The 19,030-nt window shown below is 69.3% G+C and carries 13 protein-coding genes and 3 pseudogenes; 9 read left to right on the top strand and 7 right to left on the bottom strand.

The window, feature by feature from the left end; translation table 11 throughout:
- Window positions 1-132 precede the first annotated feature (132 nt).
- The 5 genes and pseudogenes from OG407_RS00580 (at window position 133) to OG407_RS00560 (ending at window position 4,110) form a co-directional block, all read left to right on the top strand.
- Window positions 133-1,536, top strand: coding sequence for a class I adenylate-forming enzyme family protein (locus OG407_RS00580; RefSeq protein ID WP_405853918.1), 1,404 nt, complete (start codon window positions 133-135; stop codon window positions 1,534-1,536).
- A pseudogene (locus OG407_RS00575) lies at window positions 1,523-2,182 on the top strand (AMP-binding protein); the annotation flags it as partial. The gene OG407_RS00580 and the pseudogene OG407_RS00575, both read left to right, overlap by 14 nt.
- A 59-nt stretch (window positions 2,183-2,241) precedes the next feature.
- Window positions 2,242-2,433, top strand: a complete 192-nt coding sequence (locus tag OG407_RS00570) for a hypothetical protein (RefSeq protein ID WP_405868990.1) — start codon at window positions 2,242-2,244, stop codon at window positions 2,431-2,433.
- 301 nt (window positions 2,434-2,734) lie between these two features.
- Window positions 2,735-3,172, top strand: coding sequence for a hypothetical protein (locus OG407_RS00565; RefSeq protein ID WP_405868988.1), 438 nt, complete (start codon window positions 2,735-2,737; stop codon window positions 3,170-3,172).
- On the top strand, window positions 3,169-4,110 hold the full coding sequence (locus OG407_RS00560) for a JmjC domain-containing protein (protein ID WP_405853916.1): 942 nt from the start codon (window positions 3,169-3,171) through the stop codon (window positions 4,108-4,110). Before OG407_RS00565 ends, OG407_RS00560 begins: the two co-directional genes overlap by 4 nt.
- Before the next feature lie 414 nt (window positions 4,111-4,524).
- Here the strand turns inward: OG407_RS00560 and OG407_RS00555 are convergent, their stop codons facing one another.
- Together OG407_RS00555 and OG407_RS00550 are read right to left on the bottom strand one after the other, a co-directional pair.
- The gene (locus OG407_RS00555; RefSeq protein ID WP_405853914.1) at window positions 4,525-5,382 is read right to left on the bottom strand and encodes a BTAD domain-containing putative transcriptional regulator; all 858 of its coding nucleotides are present in this window, start codon (window positions 5,380-5,382) and stop codon (window positions 4,525-4,527) included.
- A gap of 79 nt (window positions 5,383-5,461) precedes the next feature.
- Window positions 5,462-6,067, bottom strand: a complete 606-nt coding sequence (locus OG407_RS00550; protein ID WP_405853913.1) for a LuxR C-terminal-related transcriptional regulator — start codon at window positions 6,065-6,067, stop codon at window positions 5,462-5,464.
- A 164-nt stretch (window positions 6,068-6,231) separates the two neighbouring features.
- Here OG407_RS00550 and OG407_RS00545 point away from each other — a divergent pair.
- Window positions 6,232-6,759, top strand: a pseudogene (locus OG407_RS00545) (transposase); the annotation flags it as partial.
- A 96-nt stretch (window positions 6,760-6,855) separates the two neighbouring features.
- On the opposite strand, the pseudogene OG407_RS00540 reads toward OG407_RS00545, so the two are convergent.
- Together OG407_RS00540 and tnpA are read right to left on the bottom strand one after the other, a co-directional pair.
- Window positions 6,856-7,224: pseudogene (locus OG407_RS00540) on the bottom strand (ISAzo13-like element transposase-related protein); the annotation flags it as partial.
- Window positions 7,225-7,237: 13 nt separating this feature from the next.
- Window positions 7,238-7,636, bottom strand: a complete 399-nt coding sequence (tnpA, locus tag OG407_RS00535; protein WP_405868223.1) for an IS200/IS605 family transposase — start codon at window positions 7,634-7,636, stop codon at window positions 7,238-7,240.
- Between the two features lie 79 nt (window positions 7,637-7,715).
- Here tnpA and OG407_RS00530 point away from each other — a divergent pair, with 79 nt between their 5' ends.
- Together OG407_RS00530 and OG407_RS00525 are read left to right on the top strand one after the other, a co-directional pair.
- Window positions 7,716-8,930, top strand: a complete 1,215-nt coding sequence (locus OG407_RS00530) for an RNA-guided endonuclease InsQ/TnpB family protein (RefSeq protein WP_405853911.1) — start codon at window positions 7,716-7,718, stop codon at window positions 8,928-8,930.
- A 143-nt stretch (window positions 8,931-9,073) separates the two neighbouring features.
- Window positions 9,074-13,969, top strand: a complete 4,896-nt coding sequence (locus OG407_RS00525) for an amino acid adenylation domain-containing protein (protein ID WP_405853909.1) — start codon at window positions 9,074-9,076, stop codon at window positions 13,967-13,969.
- 425 nt (window positions 13,970-14,394) lie between these two features.
- Here OG407_RS00525 and OG407_RS00520 read toward each other — a convergent pair whose 3' ends face one another.
- The 3 genes from OG407_RS00520 to OG407_RS00510 form a co-directional block, all read right to left on the bottom strand.
- Window positions 14,395-15,099 (bottom strand): DsbA family protein, encoded by a 705-nt coding sequence (locus OG407_RS00520; RefSeq protein WP_405853907.1) that lies wholly within the window; start codon window positions 15,097-15,099, stop codon window positions 14,395-14,397.
- Window positions 15,100-16,266: 1,167 nt separating this feature from the next.
- Window positions 16,267-16,734 (bottom strand): site-specific integrase, encoded by a 468-nt coding sequence (locus OG407_RS00515; protein ID WP_405853905.1) that lies wholly within the window; start codon window positions 16,732-16,734, stop codon window positions 16,267-16,269.
- Window positions 16,735-16,998: 264 nt separating this feature from the next.
- A complete protein-coding gene (locus OG407_RS00510) occupies window positions 16,999-17,895 on the bottom strand; it encodes a helix-turn-helix transcriptional regulator (protein ID WP_405853904.1) in 897 nt (298 codons plus the stop codon).
- 86 nt (window positions 17,896-17,981) lie between these two features.
- On the opposite strand from OG407_RS00510, the gene OG407_RS00505 reads away from it, so the two are divergent.
- Window positions 17,982-18,938 carry an SDR family NAD(P)-dependent oxidoreductase gene (locus OG407_RS00505; protein ID WP_405853902.1) on the top strand — a complete coding sequence of 319 codons (957 nt, stop codon included), beginning with the start codon at window positions 17,982-17,984 and terminating at the stop codon, window positions 18,936-18,938.
- The last annotated feature ends 92 nt before the right edge of the window (window positions 18,939-19,030 follow it).

The raw sequence follows: 19,030 nt of genomic DNA, 5'->3' as shown, positions 1-19,030 counted from the left end.
CGGCGGGTGCCGGCCGGTAAACGGTGGACGCCGGTCCGCCCTGGCGGCGAACCGGCTTTCCCTGCCCTGCTTCGCAGGAGCTTCGTTTCCTCCCCCGGCTGAAGCCGAGGGTATCCACGAAGGAGAGCCCCGATGAAGCCCTATCTCTGGGACCCGTGGGCATCCGCGCGGACCGACCCGGACCGTGTGGCCGTGATCGCGGACAGCGAGGAGAGCACCTACGGTGACCTCACCCGCCGTGCCGACGCCCTGGCCCGGGGCCTGCGTGCCCGTGGATTCCCCGACGGCGCGACCGTGTCGACCGACATCCCCACCGGGCCGGCCTTCTTCGCGCTGGCCCTTGCGGCACTGCGACACGGCTTCGGTCTGTTCCCGATCGACCGTGAGCTGCTCGGACTGCCTGCGGGATCGTCCCTGCTCGCATCGGTGGCCACGGTCGCGCACATCAGCGCGGAGCCCTGGGCCGACGGACCCGCGCTGCCCTGCCCCGTACTTACCGACACGGAGCTGACTGCCACCGCGGCCGGTCCGTCCGCGTCCCCGACTCCCGCGGGCCGCCTGGTCTTCGCCACCTCCGGCACCACCGGACTGCCCCAGGCCGTGGCACGCGCCCGTCCGCGCAGGCCGTACCAGGGAGTCGCGGTCGTCGAACGCTACGGCGCGGGCGCCGGCAGAGGTCCTCATCTGATGGCCAACCCCACCTATCACCTCGGCACGCTGGGTCCTGCCCTGTACGCCCTCCAGGCCGGCAGCACGGTCGTCGTCCAGCGTTCCTGGTCGTCAGGCGCCTTCACGGAACTGGCCGACCGGCACCGTGCGGACAGCGTCATGCTCAGCCCGGACCGGCTGACCGACCTCGTCGAGGCCGGCACGGCACCGCAGCGCCGCTTCCGCGTCGTCTTCCACGGCGGGACCGCCTGCCCGCCCGCTGTCAAACGCGCTGCCATAGACCTGTTCGGGCCGGTCCTGCACGAGTACTACGGCACGTCGAACGGCGTCATCACCGAGATCACCACGGCGGAATGGCTGGCCAGACCCGGCTCGGTGGGCCGGCCCCTGCCGGGGATCCGCATCGAGATCACCCGGGACGATTGGCCGGTGCCCGCGGGGGAGACGGGGGACATAGGCATCCGGCTGCGGGTGGCCGACCGGGACCAGAACGATGGCGTGCTGAGGACCGGCGACGTGGGCCATGTCGACGACGAGGGCTATCTGTTCGTCCTGGGCCGGGCCGAAAGCCCCCGGCAGATACGGACGGCACGCCTGGAACACGACATCCGTCTGCTGCCCGGAGTCACCGACGCGGCGGTCCTCGACGGAGCCGACGACGCAACGGTGTGCTTCGTGGAACACGGCGGCACGAGCGCCTTCCGGGACCCCGGGCCCGCCATCGAGGCCACCGCGGATCTGCTCGAACTGCCCTGCCCGCGCGTCGTCCTGGCGGCCTCGGGCGCTCTGCCGCGTACTCCCAGTGGCAAGTTGCGGCGGGCCGATCTCACCGTCCTGGCACGGAGCGCGCCCGATGGCAGCAGGTAGCCCCGGAGCCGAACCCGACTGCGGCACCGCCTCCGGACGGGTCCGGCAGCTTGCTCGGCACCGGCCGGACGCCGCCGCGTTGACCGGCCGGGGCCGAGGAGAGGTCCGCCACCGTCTGACCTTCGGTGAGCCGGACCGTCTCGTGGGCACGGGCGTCGGCACGCTGCGTCGGCTGGACGCGGATCCCGGCGGTCGGGTGGCGCTGGTGCTGCCGAACGACGAGACCTTCGCCGCCGTCCTGCCGGCCCCGATCGGCGGCGGACTTATCGCGGTGCCTGTCCCTGCCCCGCGTACGCCCCGCACCGAGGAGTTCGAGCAGCGGCTGCGCGCCACCGTCCTGGACTGCCGTCCGGCCCTCGTGATCACCACGGAGACCTGGTGGGAAGGGGTTCGCGCGGCGCTGGACCATCCGGCCGCTCGGCCCAGGGCCGCCACGTGGGAGGAACTGCTGACAGACGGCCGTGCCGTGCCCGGCGGCAACGGTCCGCCCCGCACGCGAATGAATCCGCAGGCAGCCACCTTCCTTCGGTACTCATCAGGTTCGACCGGGTCTCCCAAGAGCGTCGTCGTCAGCCAACGCGCACTGTTGTCCAGTTGCCGTCGGACGGCAGGCTTCTACGGTGGGAGCCCGGCGGACGTCGCTGTGACCCGTGTGCCGCTTCGCCCGGCGTCCGGAGGAGTGGGTCGCCGCTCTCACGGCGTGCCGTGGAACGCTCTTCAGCGCTCCCGACTTCGCGTACGACCTGTGCGCGCGGTACCACCGACGCCGAGGCGGCCACGCTGGACCTGCGCACCTGGCGCGACGCCCGCATCGCGGGAGAAGTGGTGCGCAGCGCCACTGCCGAGCGGTTCACCGCGCGCTTCGTGGCGGCGGGGTTCGGGGCCGAAGGCCTGTGACCCTCGTACGGGATGGCGGAGGCGATCCTCACGGTCACCGCCACCATGCCCGCTGTCCCAGCGCTCCGTCTCGCCGACGCGCTGCGGGCAGGCCGGGTGGTCCCGGCGGTGCCGGGAGTCCTCTTCCGTCACCCTGCTCCCCTCGGGCGTCCGCTGCCGGGAACCCAGGTCCTCATCGGCGACGGATGGCAGCACCCGGACAGGGCGGCAGAGACACACATTCAGGGTCCCCAATTGTGCGGCGGCTATTGGCGCGCCGGCCCGGCGGTCCCGACGGCACGCCACCAGGCGCCCGGGATTCATGGACGGCGGCCAGCTGTTTGTCCTCGGACGGGTCGACGACGAACTCGTCCACCACGGCCGCAACTTCTACGCGGTGGACACCCTCACGGTCTGCGTCGGCACACCGGACCTGAGGCCTGGTCGGTGCGCCGTCTTCACCACCGGGGACGGAGGTCCGGGTGAGCGTCTGTGTCTCGTGGTGGAGGCGTCCGACGGCCCCGACGCGTCGCCGCCCGCCGACGTCGCCGCACAGGTCCGGCGTCGGCTCGCTCACACCCTCGGCCTGTACGTGTCGGAGATGGTCCTGCTGCCGAACGGCCGCCTCCCCGTGACACCCAGCGGAAAGGTGCGGGTCTTCGAGACGAGACGCCGCGTCGAGCAGGGAGCCCTGCCCGCCCTCCGGCCCCGCGCATTCCGGCGGACGCCGTCCAAGCACGCGAAGGAAGACCCGAAATGAACATCGCTCACGCCACGACACTGGCCCGGTGGGTCGGCGACCCCGCAGCCTTCGCCGCCGGACACTGGCGTCGCCGCCCTGGCATCTTCACTCCGGACGGCCCTCTGGCCAGTCCGTTCACACTCACCGACGTGGATGACGCCCTTGCCACCGGCTTCCTGCACGAGCCCTACCTGGAGATGACCGGCCCCGAGGGGCCCCTTCCCTCCGACGCCTACTTCTCGGCGCGCTCCGTCAACCACACCTCGTACGCGGGGTTCGCGGACCAGGGGAAGATACGGGCGTTGATCGAGCGGGGCTCGACCCTGCTCATGCGCCGGGTCGACCAGTGGCACAGCCCCACCCGTGATCTCCTCGCCCGGTTGTCGGCCGAACTCCAGCGGCCGGTGGAGGCGTTCTGCTTCGTCACGCCGTCCGGTGCCCGGGGGGCTCCGCTGCACCGCGACGACGCCGATGTGCTCGTCCTCCAACTGGGCGGCAGCAAGGACTGGCGCGTCTACCAGGGACCGGCGGACGGTGACTGGCAGGAAGGGAGGCTGGACGGCGACGGCGACCTGCCCCCCGAGGTGCTGCGCGCCACCGTGCGCGAAGGACAGGTCCTGTATATTCCGCGCGGTTTCCCGCACGAAGCCGTCGGCAGCGGCGGCCTGTCCGCACACCTGTCCCTGACGATCCGTGAGATCCACAAGGGCGACCTGTTCCGCAGCCTGCAGAAGCTCTCGGCCAAGGCCATGAACGTTGAAGTCCGCCCACTGGACGACGAAGCCGTCCTCGCCGCCGCCACGGCCATGCTCGACCATGTCAGCAAGGCGATGGCGGGCCTGACCCCGCAGGACCTGGTGGATCACGCCCGGCGCAGCAGGCTCGCCGCACTGCCGGCGCCGGGCGCACCGGTCTCGCTCAGCGACCTGGCTGGCGAGTACATCGATCACCGGTGACCATGCGACTGCCTGGGGGCGGGCATGTCATTGCTGGTTGCACTTCTCGCACTCCGAACCCGTGCCGTTCCACTTCAGCCCAGGTAGTTCCCCGGCCAGCGTCCGGTAGTTCGTCGAGTTCGGGGACAGACGGCCCGGCGCTGTGCTCGCCGACTCGCTTCCGGCGGATCCGGCCAGAACGACCGTCAGCGCCAGCACCGCCAACAAAGGACGAATGAGCGATGATATCTGGCTCGTAAATGGAATCACTATTTATGCCCGTTTCTATGCCGTTTCCAGACTGCGAGTCGCCGGGGCTCGCAGTGCTTCGCAATGATGGCAGCCCGCGATCAACTGGCGATCAATCCGCAGGTGAGGCGGGGGGTTCGGCATGCCGGGGGTGCCTGAGCGCCCTTCGCCGAGGCCCCCGGCCCGCTACATGCACCTGCTCGTGTCGAACCACAGGCCTTCCGTGTCGTCGGCCAGGACCGCCTGGTGCAGCGCGTGCAGCCGCCGGCCCGGGGTGATCCCCAGCTCGTCGGCCAGGAGCTGGTACGCGTCGCGGTAGGTGGCGAGCGCGGCATCGCGCTGCCCGGACCGCCACAGGGCCAGCATGAGATCGGCCCGCAGCCGTTCTTGGTGAGGGTGATCAGTGACCGCGTCGAGGAGTTCGGGGATGATCTCGAAGTGCTGGCCGTCCGCGAGCTGCGCCTGGAAGTAGTTCATCAGCAGGCCGAGCCTGAACTGTTCCAGCTTGGCGGCCTCGCCTTGCATGAACAGCGTCTTGGTGAGGCCGCTCAGGGGCTTGCCCCGCCACAGCTTGATCGCCTCGCGCAAGAGCCTGCCTGCCTCCTTGGGTGCACCGTGGTGGAGACGTTCCTTGCCCAGCTGCCACAATCGCTGGCACCGCTCCAGGTCCACCTGGTCCGACTCGGCCGAAAGCTGGTAGCCGTCGCTCGTCGTGATCAGGTGCACGTCGGGCGCGCGCTTGAACTGTACGCGCAGCCGGCTGACATAGAGTTGAAGGTTTTTCTTGGCGCTCGACGGCGGCCGTTCGCCCCAGGTGGCCTCGATGAGGTTGCCGACCGAGACGTGCCGGTTGACGTTGAGACACAGGTAGGCGAAGAGGATCTGCGGCTTCGCTCCTCCTGGGGACATCGTGACGCCCGATACGAGGATTTCGAGCGGGCCCAGGAGATTCAGCTGAGTCGGAGCGGCCTCGGCCGCCCTGTCCCGTTCGGCACTTGCGCGAAGCGTTCCGCCGTTCAGCCATGCACTGTGGGTGAGTTCCACTCCTACCCCATTCTGTGAAACGGTGACACGTGATCGGCTGGCAGCTTGACGGAGTGCGGAGACTGATCTGTCAGGGCCCCTACTTGATGTACTCGTCCGCGACTCGGGGTGGCCAGGAATTGGTCTGGAGTATTCCCGTCGAGTAGGCGTGTGCGATGAGGGCCACTCGATTCGGTGTCTCGAACTGCCGTAGCATGCGCGAGATGTGGTATTCGACGGTCTGCCGGCTGATGAACAGGCGCGCGGCCAGGAATTCAGTGGTCAGACCGGCCGCAGTTCCTTCCAGCACCCTGGCCGCCATTTCACCGATGCTCGGGCCGTTGCCCGCCGCCGCAGTGGCGGGCGCGTCCAGCGGCCGGGCAAGCTGCACGACCACGGCCCTGTTCGGTGAGCTCCCGTAGAGGGCCGTCGCGGTGAGCGTGGCATCGAGCGGCGAGGCGGAGCGGCGCAGCAGCGCTATGTGACGGCTGAACTGGTCACGAGTGCCGGCGAGCAGCTGATTCAGGTGCTGGTCGAGAGTCTCGCGCAGGTTCGGTGCTATGAGGTGACGGAACGGCTCTCCGTGTAGCTCCTCGGCCGAACCGCCGAACTGCCGGAAGAATTCCGGACTTCCGTACTGTACCTGTTGCTTTCGGTCGAGAAATACCAAGACCTCTCTGCCCGTGATCAGCGAAGAACGATTCATTCGTACTCCTGTGACTTTCGACTGCACGTCATTCCCAGCGCTGAACCCATGCTGACTCACGATGATCAAATCCTGATCAGTGGGGAATCTATGGGTGCCGTCCTGGTGACCGTCAGTCCGTCGTCGACCCAGGGTCTTTGAGGGCGGAACTGACCCGCTCCTGGGTGCCGGACGAGGACCTGCGACGCCTGGCCGCCTATCGGCTCTTGGCCGCGTACCACTCCAACCAGGCCGGCCAGTTCGCCGCCGTGACTGGCGACGACGAGGCAGGTATCGAGCGGAGGGAACTCGGGATACCTCCGCACCGACCACGCCAGGCATGTCGCCGACACCGCGGTGGCCGCCGCCGAGACTCAACACGCGGCCATCCGCGGGGAGAGGACCGCCGCGAAGATGGTCCACGCCCTGGCCCGGGATGTCATGGCCCTCGACCGGGAGATCGAGGAACTGGAAGTCCTGATCGTGGGCTGTTTCCGGAAGCATCCCGATGCCGCCGTATCACCAGCTTGCCCGGCATCGGATACCTGCTCGGCGCGGAGTTCATCGCCACGACCGGCGGCGACATGTCTGCCTTCGGCAGTCCAGGCCGGCTCGCCGGCGTCGCCGGGCTGGCCCCGGTCCCCCGAGACTCAGGCAAGGTCAGCGGCAACCTCCGCAGACCCCGCCGCTACAACCGACGGCTCCTGCGAATGTTCTACCTCTCAGCCCAGTTGGCCGCCGTGTGCTGTCCCGAGTCCAAGCGGTTCTACCAGCGCAAACGCGCTGAGGGGAAGTCCCACAAGCAAGCCGTCCTTGCGCTTGCCCGACGCCGTCTCAACCACTACGAACGAGCCCTGGAGGCTGAAGCCTTCCTCGCGCAGTACGTCGGCAACGGTGTCGGCGGACATCCGGTGGCCCTGGCGGGTGAGTTCGCTGGCCAGATGGCGGGTGGACTTCGTCGTCCAGCGCAGGGGCGACATCGGATCGCCCCGCACGTCCGGCTCGACTGGAGCCAATAGCGCCGGACCCAGCCCCGGGTCCAGATCGACTGTCCGCTTACGGCCGCCGCCCGCCCCGCGCACCCGCCCCAACGGGGCCTGTCCAGAGTAAAGTTCGGCGACACTCAGAGACACCGTGCCCATGCGCACCCCGGCGGCACGCGCGAGCAGCCCGACCCCTCTGACCCGTAGGTTAGCGCGGACGTTTTTGCTGCTCGATGTACTGCTTGACGATCGCCAGGGGCGCAACACCGCGGGAGCCTGTGAAGTAGGGGCCGGACCAGAACCGGCCGTGCATGATGAAGCGGTTGACGCGGCCGGTGAACTCCTGGCGCAGGTAGCGGAAGGACACGCCCTTGAGTGAGTTCACCAGCGAGGACAGGGCCACTTTCGGCGGGTAGTGCACCAGCAGGTGCACGTGATCCTCGTCGCCGTTGAACTCGGTCAGGTCCGCTCCGAAGTCGGTGCGGACGTTCCGCGCGATCTCTTCGCAGCGCGTCAGCATGTCGTCATGGAAGACTCCTCGCCGGTACTTCGTTACGAACACCAAGTGCGCGTGCAGGTTGTAGACGACGTGACGGCCCCGGCGGATATCGGTGTTCGGCTCTCAGCGTGGTGACATGAACCAAGTGGAATAGGGTCAACGGACTCGGTCGGAGGAGGTGGGCTGGATGATCCGTGCGTACAAGTTCCTCATGCGGCCCACTGTGGGCCAGGCCGCCGCGCTCGGCGAGATGCTGAGGGATCACTGCTCCCTCTACAAAGGGGCCTTGCAGGAGCGTCGCGACGCCTACCGGGACGTCTCGAAGTCGAGCGTGACGTACGGGCAGAAGTCCGGACAGCTCACGGACGTCCGGGCTTTCGACCCCGCGCGGCAGGGCCGCTGGTCCTTCTCCTCGCAGCAGGCGACGTTGCGCCGTCTGGACAAGGCGTTCGCCGCGTTCTTCCGCCGGATCAAGGCCGGGGACAAGCCCGGCTACCCGCGCTTTCGTGGGGTGACCTGGTTCGACACGGTGGAATTCCCCAAGGACGGGGACGGCTGCCGGTGGGACTCCACCCCGCACGACCCCGTGACCCGGGTCCGCTTCCAGGGTGTTGGGCACGTCAAGGTCAACCAGCACCGCGCGGTGATCGGCAAGGTCAAGACCGTGTCGGTCAAGCGCGAGGGCCGTAAGTGGTTCGTCGTGCTGACTGCCGAGCAGCCTCGGCCCGAGCCGCTGCCCGCGACCGGCTCAGCAGTCGGCATCGACCTCGGTATTGCCTCGTTCCTCACCGACTCAAACGGCCTACACGTCGTCAACCCGCGCCATGCACGCAAGGCCGCCGCGACGCTTGAAGTCGCGCAGCAGGCACTGAGCCGCTTCCCGCGCCGCAAGGCCAACGACCGCACCCGCAACCACCGGCGCGCTGTGGACAAGGCCGCCCAACTCTACGGCAAGGTACGCCGCCAGCGGCTCGACCACGCGCACAGGACCGCGCTCGGCCTGGTCCGTGAGCACGACTTCATCGCGCACGAAGACCTCAAGATCCGCAACAGGTGCAAGGCTCCCGCGGCGAAGCCCGACCCCGGGCGGCCGGGCAGCTTCCTGCCGAACGGCGCCGCGAGCAAGGCCGGGCTGAACCGTTCGATCGCTGACGCCGGTTGGGGGGTGTTCCTCGCGATCCTGAACGCAAAGGCTGAAAGCGCCGGGCGGGAAGTGTTGGCCGTGGACCTCCGCAACACGTCCCGGTGGTGTCCCGAATGCGGGCACACCGCCCAGGGGAACCGGCCCACCCAGGAAAAGTTCCACTGCCGCTCGTGCGGCCACCGGGCACACGCCGACGTCGTCGGAGCAATCAACGTTCTACGGGCCGGGGTGGCTTCTCGCCACGCCAGCCAGGCATAGCGAGAAGCCACCCCGTTTACGGGGTGGAGGAGTCACGCCCGAGGGATCGGTATGCGCGTCGTGCCGGGAGACGGCACGGTGCCGGTGGAAACCGAAGCACGCATACCCGGACCCACTTTCGTACCACCACAACCTTGAGGGACATGTCCATGGCGGAGCGCGAGGCGACCCGGTCGGATTTGATGGCCGGGCAGCTGGGAATCTGGCACGCCCAACAGCTCGCCCCCGACGACCCTCGCTTCAACATCGGCGAGTACTTCGAGTTCCGGGGCCCGTTGGATCTCACCGCGTTCGAAGAAGCACTGCGGAGGACGCTGCGCGAGGTCGACGCGTTCCATCTGCGGTTCGGTGGTGACGGCGCGGGCGTGTGGCAGGTCGTGGGGGAGCGCGACGACTGGACATTGCGCCGGGTGGACGTCAGCGCCGAGGCCGACCCACGTGCGGCGGCGGAGGAGTGGATGCGGGCCGACATGGGCTGCCCCGTGGATCTCCAGGAGGGCCCTCTGTTCACCTCGGCGCTCTTCACAGCCGGCGACGACCACTATTTGTGCTATCAGCGGTGCCACCACATCGCCATCGACGGGTTCAGCGGTTCGGTCATCTTGGCACGCGTCGCACAGGTCTACGACGCGTTGACGGCCGGCGGCGACCCGGACGAGGGGCGGCTGGCACCGGTTTCCGTCCTGTTCGAGGACGAAGGGGCCTACCGCGCATCGGCGGACCGCGCCGCGGACGAGGCGTATTGGAGGGAGACGCTCGCGCAGTCGCCCGCGCCGCTCGCTTTCGGGGGGCGTGGCACCGCGGGTGCCCGGTCGTGGGCAACGGTGCGTGCGACAGGGCAGATCGGTCCGGCCGGGGTGGAGGCGCTGCGCGAGGCGGCCCGGGGGCTGCGGACTAGCCCCTCCGGCCTGGTCATCGCCGCCTCGGCGGTGTATGCGCACCGCGTCACGGGGGCGGAGGACTTTCTTGTGGGCATCCCTGTGCTCGGTCGCTCGGGGTCCCGGCGGCTCCGGATACCCGGCATGACCTCGAATGTCCTTCCCGTTCGCTGCCGCGTGCAGGTCGGCATGTCGCTGGGCGAGGTGGTGCGGGAGGTCACGGCGTCGGTGCGGCGCGGATTGCGGCACCAGCGGTACCGCTACGAGGACATGCTCCGCGACCTGAGGCTCGTCGAGCGGGGCGTTCTCGCCGATTTCCGCGTGAACGTGATGTCGTTCGACCATTCGGCGACGTCCTTCGGCGGGTGCACGGTCAGCGGCCGCAACCTGTCGAACGGGCCGGTGGACGACGTGTCGTTCGCCGTGTACGACAGGCGAGGCGGTGATGGCATGGAGGTCGTCGTCGACGCCGCCGCCGTCAGGTACGACGCGCACGACGTCGGTGAGCACGTCGACAGGTTTCGGCGCGTGCTCGACTGGGCGGTCCGGTCCGGGGCCGACGCGACGGTGGGCGACGCCGATCTGCTCGGCGACACCGAACGCGACAGTGTCCTGGCCTGGGGTAGCCGTCCGGCCCCGACGGTGTCCGGAGCGGCGCTGCCGGAGCTGTTCGAGGCGCAGGTGGCACGCGCTCCGGGAGCGACGGCGCTGACGCACGGCGCCCAGGCGCTGTCGTACGGAGAGCTGAACGCGCGGGCCAACCGGCTCGCGCGCCTGCTGCGGTCCCGGGGTGCAGGGCCGGACACGCGCGTGGCCGTAGTGCTGGAGCGTTCCGCCGGGCTGGTGGTGGCGATCCTGGCGACGCTGAAGGTCGGCGCGGGCTACGTCCCGGTCGATCCCGGCTATCCGCAGGAGCGCATCGCCTCCTTGCTGGAGGACTCCATGCCCCTGCTGGCGGTGACCGATACCGCGTCCGCCGGTGCGGTGTCGGGCGGGGTGCCCGTCGTGGTGCCGGACGATCCGGGAACGGCCGAATGGCTGGCGGGGCTGAGCGGGGCGAACCTCACGCCGGGAGTGGACGCGCGACAGCCGGCCTACGTGATCTTCACGTCCGGTTCGACGGGGCGGCCGAAGGGGGTCGCCGTGTCGCACGGCAGCGTCGTGAGTCTGCTCGCGGCGACTCGTGAGCGCTTCGCGTTCGGCCCGCAGGACGTGTGGACGCTGTTCCACTCGTTCGCCTTCGACTTCTCCGTGTGGGAGCTGTGGGGGGCACTGCTGCACGGCGGCCGGCTCGTTGTCGTGCCGTTCTCGGTCTCACGTTCGCCGGCGCAGTTCCTCGCGTTGCTGGTGCGTGAGCGGATCACGGTGCTGAACCAGACCCCCTCGGCCTTCTACCAGTTGGTGCGCGCCGACGAACAGGCACCGCACCTGTCCGCGCGGCTGGCGCTGCGCACGGTGGTCCTCGGCGGCGAGGCACTGGACCATGCGCGTCTCGACGGGTGGTTCGCGCGGCACGGCGTCCAGTCGCCGAGCCTGGTGAACATGTACGGGATCACCGAGACGACGGTCCACGCGAGCTGCCAGGAACTGCCTGTGGAGTCCGGCTCGGCGCGGGTGTCGAGCGTGATCGGTCCGCCGTTGCCGGGCCTGGAGGCGTACGTGCTGGACGCGCGGCTGCGTCCGGTGCCGGTGGGCGTGGCGGGCGACCTCCATCTGGCGGGTGCCCAGCTCGCACACGGTTACCTGGGGCGTCCCGGCCTGACGGCGGAACGGTTCGTCGCCTGTCCGTTCGGGGAACCGGGCAGGCGCATGTACCGGACCGGGGACGTCGTCCGGTGGAACCGTGAGGGACGTCTTGAGTACCTCGGGCGCTCCGACTCGCAGGTCAAGGTGCGGGGCTTCCGGATCGAGCCTGGCGAGGTGGAGGCGCGGCTCGCCGCCCATCCCACCGTCGGCGAGGCCGCCGTCGTGGTACGTGAGGACTCCCCTGGCGACCGGCGCCTCGTCGGCTACACGACATCGGCCGGCGCTCTCGACGCCGGTGAGCTGCGGGCGTGGGTGGCGGCGGCGTTGCCCACGCACATGGTGCCCGCTGCCTTCGTAGAGCTGCCCGCCCTCCCCCTCACGGTCAACGGAAAGCTCGACCGGGCGGCGCTGCCGCCCCCCGACTACACGGCAGCCCGCGACGACGCGCGCCGGGAGGCGTCCACGCCGGACGAGGAACTGCTGTGCACGACGTTCGCGCAGGTTCTCGGCGTCGGCCGGGTGGGTGTCGACGACAACTTCTTCGAGCTGGGCGGCCACTCCCTGCTGGTGGTGCAGCTGGTGGAGGCGTTGCGCGCCCAGGGGATACGGCTGGACGTCCGCGCCGTGTTCTCGGCACCGACCGCGGCCGGCCTCGCCCCGGCGCTCGGCACACCGAGCGCCGAGACAGAAGTACCGCCGAACCTGGTGACGCACGGGACCGGGGCGATCACCCCGGAAATGCTGCCTTTGGTCGAGCTGACCCAGGAGGAGATCGACCGGGTGCTGGCCACCGTCCCGGAGGGGGCGGCGGACGTGCAGGACATCTATCCGCTGACCTCCCTCCAGGAGGGCATGCTCTTCCACCACGCCCTGGCGCAGGAGGGCGACCCGTACGTGATCTCCGGGCTGCTGGCCGTCGACTCGCGGGAGAGGCTCGACGCGTTCCTCGGCGGATTGCACAAGGCCGTCGAGCGTCACGACGTCCTACGGACCGCGGTGGTGTGGCGGGGACTTCCGCTGCCCGTTCAGGTGGTGCGGCGGCGCGCGGAGCTGCCGGTCCGGTGGCTCGGGCCGGGCTCGGCCGCGGATCTGGCGAGTGCGGTCGACGCGCGCCGGTACCGGATGGATCTCGAAGCGGCACCGCTGCTGCGGGTCTCCACCATGTTCGACGCGGAACACGGGCGCTGGCTCGTCTCGCTGCTGCTGCACCACCTGGTGGACGACAACACGTCGCTGCAGTTTCTGCTCGCCGAGATCGGCGCGCACATGTCGGGCACCGGCGGACGGCTGCCGGACCCCGTGCCGTACCGCACGGTGGTCGCCCGGTCGGTCCTCGACGCCCAGGAGGCGGAGCACGACGGGTTCTTCCGGCGGATGCTGGACGGGGTGACCGGGCCGACAGCACCGTTCGGCGTTCTGGACGTGCAGGGCAATGGCCTCGGCGTCGACGAGGCACGGACGTGGCTCGACACGGAGCTGGCCGCGCGCGTACGAGGGACGGCGCGAGCAGCGGGGGTTTCGCCGGCGACACTGTTCCACGTCGCTTGGGGACGGGCCCTGGCACGCACCACCGGCCAGGACGACGCGGTGTTCGGCACGGTGCTGTTCGGGCGAGGCGGCGCGGACGCGCAGCGAGGGATCGGCGCCTTCATCAACACGCTGCCGGTCCGGGTGGCGGCGGGCGCGCGAGACGCCGCTGCGTGCGTGCGAAGCACGCACCGGCTCCTGGCCGAGCTCATGCGCCACGAACACGCCTCGCTGGCACGGGCGCAGCGGTGCGGTGCAGTGGACGCTGGACTGCCGCTGTTCACGACCGTCCTCAACTACCGGCACGCCACGTCCGTCGTACTGGAACCGGGGGTGACGGAGATAGCGCCGGGCATCACGCTCCTGGTCGGCGAGGAGCGGACGAACTACCCGGTATTCCTGTCGGTCGACGACTCCGCGGACGGCTTCCTGCTCGTCGCCCAGGCGCTCCCGTCGATCGGCACCGACTGGGTGTGCACCGCACTGCTCGAAGCCCTGCACCACGTGGTCTCGGAACTGGAGTCCACACCGGATTCGCCGACACGGGATCACGCCCTGCCAAAGACCATGGTGCCCGCCGTCCCGTCCCGCCTCGTCCCACGTACCGGCCGGGTGACCTCGGCAGGCCCGGAGGCGATCCTGTCCAAGCTGTTCGCCGAGATACTGGACGTACCCTCCGTCGGCGCCGACGACGACTTCTTCGCGCTGGGCGGGCATTCGCTGCTCGTCCTGCGGCTGACCGGCAGGGTAGGGGCCGCGCTGGACGTCGAGCTTCCGGTGCGCGCGCTGTTTGAGAACCCGACCGTCGCCGGGCTCGCCCGCCGACTCGACCTCACTGCGGAACAGCCACCCAAAGACAGTCCACTGCCGCACACATCTTGTCCGTAGGGTGATCCGGCTTCACCCCCGGCATGGCCCTTCCGGACCGACGCCGCCTGACCGAGGTCGCCGTCTTCTTGGACGAAACGGACGCCTGCTCCCGGCTCCGCGCCGGAGCGGCCTGCCGATGCTGAGCCGCGTGGACTCATAAAAGTCCCTGATCCTGACGTCGACGGAGATGGACCAGCCGACCGATGAACTCGGCGTCCTCCGAGGCCGTGTCCTGCTCGAAACGGACCGAAAGATCTTTGAGGAAGTCACAGGCCTCGGCCAAAGTTGCGCGTCCGACGCCTCGACGGAGCTCCACTTCGGGGGGAATGACGTGGGGCGTCAGCACCGCTGCTCAAGACAGCTCCCTCATGGCAGTGGCGGAAAGCGCCCAGCCGGCTGGGGGCCGGTCGGGCCGCGGAAGCCTCCGGCAGACCGCCTGCCCCTCACGTCGCTGCGCTGATCACCTTTGCCAGGTACTGGTCGAAGAGGTCGGCCTTGTAGAGGAGCCCGCTGTATTTGACGGGGATCCGGTACCCGTTGACTTCGGCGGTAGGTGTGCCGGGCCCAGCGTGCCCGTTGTAGTGCCCAGCGGCGGCGAACACCTTCTCGGCGGAGTCCACGAAGGCCTGGTACTTCATGGACTTCACGGCGGTGTCGAAGGACGGGTTCCGCAGCCCTTTCACCTTGCTGGCCAGTTGCAGCAGGCGCGCGGTGGTGAAGCCGTCCACCTCCTCGGAGGGCTGGTTCTGGTAGAGGACGGTGTGGTACTCGGCAAACTTTCCCCTCGCCAGCGCCGCGCGCAGGGCGTTGACCGCCTTCTTCGACCCGTTTCCGCCCAGCCGCGGGTCCAGGAATGACGCCATCGTGTACTCGACCTTGACCTTGTGCCGCAGGACCCATTTGGTCAGGACCGGGCCGCCGCCCGTGGTCTCGAATTCCCTGCAGTACGGGCAGCGCGGGTCTTCGTAGAGGTGCACAGTCACCCGCGCCTGGGGGTCGCCCACCAGAATGCTTGTACCGTCCGATTCCACCTGCTCGGGCACGTCGCCCAACCGGGGATAGTCGGCCTTGGCCGCGGTTTGTTGCCCGCCGCCGGCCGCGGCGGCCGGGTGCCGAGACCCGCAGCTCACCAATGCCGCACCGAGCACGCCTGTCAATATGGCTGCCGTCAGCCGTCTACTTCCGCGATTCAACCGCATCACGCCCCCCCTGTGGTCTTGGAGTGGGAGGGTAGGCCATCCGCTGTGGGACTGAGGCTGCGGGGTTCGGTTCTTCCGTCATCCCGCTCAACTGGTACCACCGGGTACCGGCCTGTTCCGGTGGCAGGTAACAGTTCGACGGCGCCGGGAGAGCTGACGAAGGTCGAGCGGATCTTGTCCATGGTGTAGGTCTCGGTGCAGGGGCCGAGGTCGATCTGGTGGTCGCTGAGGGTGAAGATCATGGATTCGTGTCCGGCGGTGAGGCGGAACATCCGGTCGCGGAGGCGGGCCAGTGTGTCGAGGCCTTCGGCTCTGATCACTTCCGCGTCCGGGCCGCCCAGGCGTTCTCGCAGGGCCCCTCCGGATTCGGGACCGGATTCGCAGCCCCGGCTGCTTCCGGCGCCGGTTCCTTGCCGACCTTCCACCGGCTATAGTGGATCTTGAGCTAGTCGCCGTCACTCCGGTCGGCTGGTGCTGCGTTGGTGGTCCAAGGAACGACGCCCCGCTTCCTGCGGGGAAATGCAGGTGCAAGGCCTGCCCGGCGCTCGATCACGGGGGCTGTCCCGCACACGGTGCGGGACAGCCCCCGTTCGTTGTCCGGCGCCCGTCGGCCGGCCCGGCGCCTGGCGGGGCAGGTCTTACAGATGCAGGCAGTGCGGGCCGGCAGCATCTGGCCTCCACCGCTCGCTCTCGCCGATGGGGGAGGGCCCGGACCAGCGGCATACCCATCACCGTCGTATCCGCCTTCGCCAGCGGGGCGACGGCGAGCGTCCGGGGCCAGCCGAGCACCAGCGGCGCGGTCACTGACTCGTCGTCCGGGACACGATGAACTCCTGCGGACGTGCGGGCGGATATGCGACGGTGGGTACCGGCCGGGTCCGCCGCTTTCCCCCGTAGCGGCGGACCCGGCCGTCCGTCCAGTGGGCGAGGGTGACAGTGAGTCGGCCCGTCGGGGCAGTCGGCCAGCTGCCGGGGCCGCAGCCGCAAGTCCCCCACCCAGCCGCCGTGGCCCTGGTCGAACACGGCGGTAGCATCCTTGATCACGACCATCTGCCGTGGCGTCAGGAACGGCGGCGGAAGACGCGGATCGCGGCGCCGGCCGATCACCCGTCGTTCCTACTCGCCGCCGACATGCCCCAGGAAGGAGGCATACCGGCCGCGCGATTGCATCGTGCCGCCTTTGACGTGCACGTAGAACGTGCGTGCGGCCGGCACGTCGGCGACCACCGTCTGATATCGGTAGAAGCTCATCACCGCGGTCAGCGCCGCGTCGACCGTGCTGGCTGGCACCGGTGCGACCGGCCTGAGCCTGGGCACTGCCGGATCGGTACCGCGGTTGCGTAGCCGCCGCGCGAACCCGGCGAGATCCTCCACACTGACACGCTCCCAGTCCAGGCCCCGGTCCTCGAGCAACGACCACCACAACGCCAGGCCGTGCGCATAGGAGCGGACGGTGTGCGGCGAGTACTGCTCCTGCCGCAGGTGCTCCAGGTACTCCTCGGCCGGCTCCACAACCCGCCACTGCCGGTCGAGAACGACATAGGTGACCTCATCACCGAACGTGACCCGCTGCGGAACTGCCATGCTCGCAACCGTATGAGCCTGTCCGTAATGGGTGTAGCTCCTTTGGAGGGACGGGCCGGGCTGGGACGTCGGTGTCTGGCGCATCGCCCGTGCCCTATGCGGCTGCCCCTCGTCGGAGTGCCGCGGGTAGGCGTGCCGGCCAGGCCGAAGATCGGCCGAGCGGTCCTCGGTGATCAGCGGCGGGACAACCGGAACCGCCGGAAGGATCACACCTCACATGTGAACTCGCGGCTCGGTGCCGGTGAGGTCGTACCTTGAGAGGAGCTACACCCACAGGCGCTCGGCTCCGAGAATGCCGCACGTGTGGCAGGAGCCTGCGAATGTGTCCGCGCCGAGCACGGTCAGCAGGGCAAGCTTGTCGTGGCTCTCCGTGCCAGGTGTGGCGGTGAAGATGAGCAGGGACTGCCCCTGGTCGGGGTCGAGCAGTGTCTGGCAGTACAGGTCGATGCGTCCGACCTCGGGATGGACGAAGCGTTTGGCGTTGCTCCACCGCAGTCCCACTTCGTGGCGGTTCCACAGCTCGGCGAATTCCTCGTTGTGTTGCAGGTCGGCCACGAGCGAGGCGGCCGGCGACCCGGGCCCCTGCGCGGTGGCACTGGCGCGCAGGACGGCGACGTAGACGCGGCTGTGCAGGTGGTGGTCGTCGGGCAGGTACCGATGGCGGGCGGTGGGGTCGGTGAACCACCGGTAGAGGGCGCTGCGCGCCGGGCCGGTGTGACGCGTCTCGTCGCCGAGCAGCGCCACGGCGGGCGGCGTCTGCTGCAGCGTTTCACCGACCGTGCCCACGATCTGCGCCGGTGTGTCCTGAAGCCGGTCCATGACGCGCAGCAGCCCGGGACTGATGTGCGCTTCGCGTAGTCGCCGTGTCTGGAGGCGGTGCCCGCACAGCAGGAACAGGTGGTCACGTTCGTCGGGGGTCAGGCGCAGGCCCCGGGCGATGGCCGCTGCCATCTGCTGCGACGGCTGGGAACCACTACCGCGTTCCAGCCGGGCCAGATAGTCGGCCGACATGTCGCACAGCTCGGCGACCTCCTCCCGGCGCAGCCCGGTCGCCCGCCGTCGTGCGCCGCGGCGCAACCCGACGTCCTCGGGTTGCAGGGACTCCCGGCGTCCGCGCAGGAAATCGGCCAGACCCTCGCCATCCACCGCCGTGTCCATCATCGGGCTCCCCAACTCGGATGTCGCATACCTGGCCGCCTCATTGTCCGGCAGGTCAACACCGGTAGCCACGCCCTGCCATTCAGTGGTTGAGCAGGTCCTTCATCCGTCGGCACGGGCCCTCTTCACTGGACGACGTCAGGAATCAGGTAAAAGAGCCTCTGGAGGATTTCACCATGGCCAAATGGACCGCGGACCGGCTGCCGAGCATGGCCGGCGCGACGGTGGTGATCACCGGTGCCGGCGGGGGGATCGGGCTGGTGACCGCTCGCGAACTCGCACGGGTCGGCGCCCGCGTGGTGCTGGCCGTGCGCAACGTCGACAAGGCACGTCAGGCGGTGGCCGGTATGCGGGGAGATTTCGATGTCCGGCGACTCGATGTCGCCGACCTGGACTCGGTACGTGCGTTCGCGACGTCGTACACCGGCGACATCGATGTTCTGATCAACAACGCAGGGGTGATGGACATCCCGGCGGCGCGCACCGCGCAGGGCCTGGACGTACAGACCGCGACGAACTATTTCGGGCCGTTCGTGCTCACCAACCTGCTGCTGCCCCGGCTGACCGACCGCGTGGTGACGGTCTCCAGCCAATTGCACCGATTCGGCAGGCTGGACCTCGACGACCTCGACTGGCGCACCCGCAAGTACAACGGGCTGGCCGTCTACGAGTCGTCCAAGCTCGCCGTTGTGCTGTTCTCGCTGGAATTGCAGCGCCGCTTGACCGCCTCGGGCAGCCATGTCCGCTCGGTCATCGCTCACCCTGGCGTCGCGCGGACCGGACTGGTCACGCACTCGCCGCTGGGATTCGTCAACCGGCTCCCGTTCCTGGTCCAGGACGTCGAACACGGAGCTCTGCCGCTCATGTACGCAGCCACACAAGACGTCCCCGGCAACGCCTACGTCGGTCCGGACGGGTTGTTCAGCTTCACGGGCTACCCACTGATCCGCAAGCCCAGCCGGGCCGGCCTGGACCCGGCCGTCGCCAAGAGGCTCTGGCAGGCAACCGCCACTCTCACCGGCACCGAGCCGCGAGTTCACATGTGAGGTGTGATCCTTCCGGCGGTTCCGGTTGTCCCGCCGCTGATCACCGAGGACCGCTCGGCCGATCTTCGGCCTGGCCGGCACGCCTACCCGCG

It is taken from the genome of Streptomyces sp. NBC_01515, from assembly GCF_045040345.1.
Lineage (GTDB): Bacteria > Actinomycetota > Actinomycetes > Streptomycetales > Streptomycetaceae > Streptomyces.
This window is presented reverse-complemented; position numbering and strand designations above follow the sequence as displayed.

Excerpts from the sequence above, each read along its gene's own strand:
- OG407_RS00580 (WP_405853918.1), top strand. The coding sequence starts at position 133 with ATGAAGCCCTATCTCTGGGACCCGTGGGCATCCGCGCGGACCGACCCG.
- OG407_RS00565 (WP_405868988.1), top strand. The coding sequence starts at position 2,735 with ATGGACGGCGGCCAGCTGTTTGTCCTCGGACGGGTCGACGACGAACTC.
- OG407_RS00560 (WP_405853916.1), top strand. The coding sequence starts at position 3,169 with ATGAACATCGCTCACGCCACGACACTGGCCCGGTGGGTCGGCGACCCC.
- OG407_RS00550 (WP_405853913.1), bottom strand. The coding sequence starts at position 6,067 with ATGAATCGTTCTTCGCTGATCACGGGCAGAGAGGTCTTGGTATTTCTC.
- OG407_RS00530 (WP_405853911.1), top strand. The coding sequence starts at position 7,716 with ATGATCCGTGCGTACAAGTTCCTCATGCGGCCCACTGTGGGCCAGGCC.
- OG407_RS00525 (WP_405853909.1), top strand. The coding sequence starts at position 9,074 with ATGTCCATGGCGGAGCGCGAGGCGACCCGGTCGGATTTGATGGCCGGG.
- OG407_RS00515 (WP_405853905.1), bottom strand. The coding sequence starts at position 16,734 with ATGGCAGTTCCGCAGCGGGTCACGTTCGGTGATGAGGTCACCTATGTC.
- OG407_RS00510 (WP_405853904.1), bottom strand. The coding sequence starts at position 17,895 with ATGATGGACACGGCGGTGGATGGCGAGGGTCTGGCCGATTTCCTGCGC.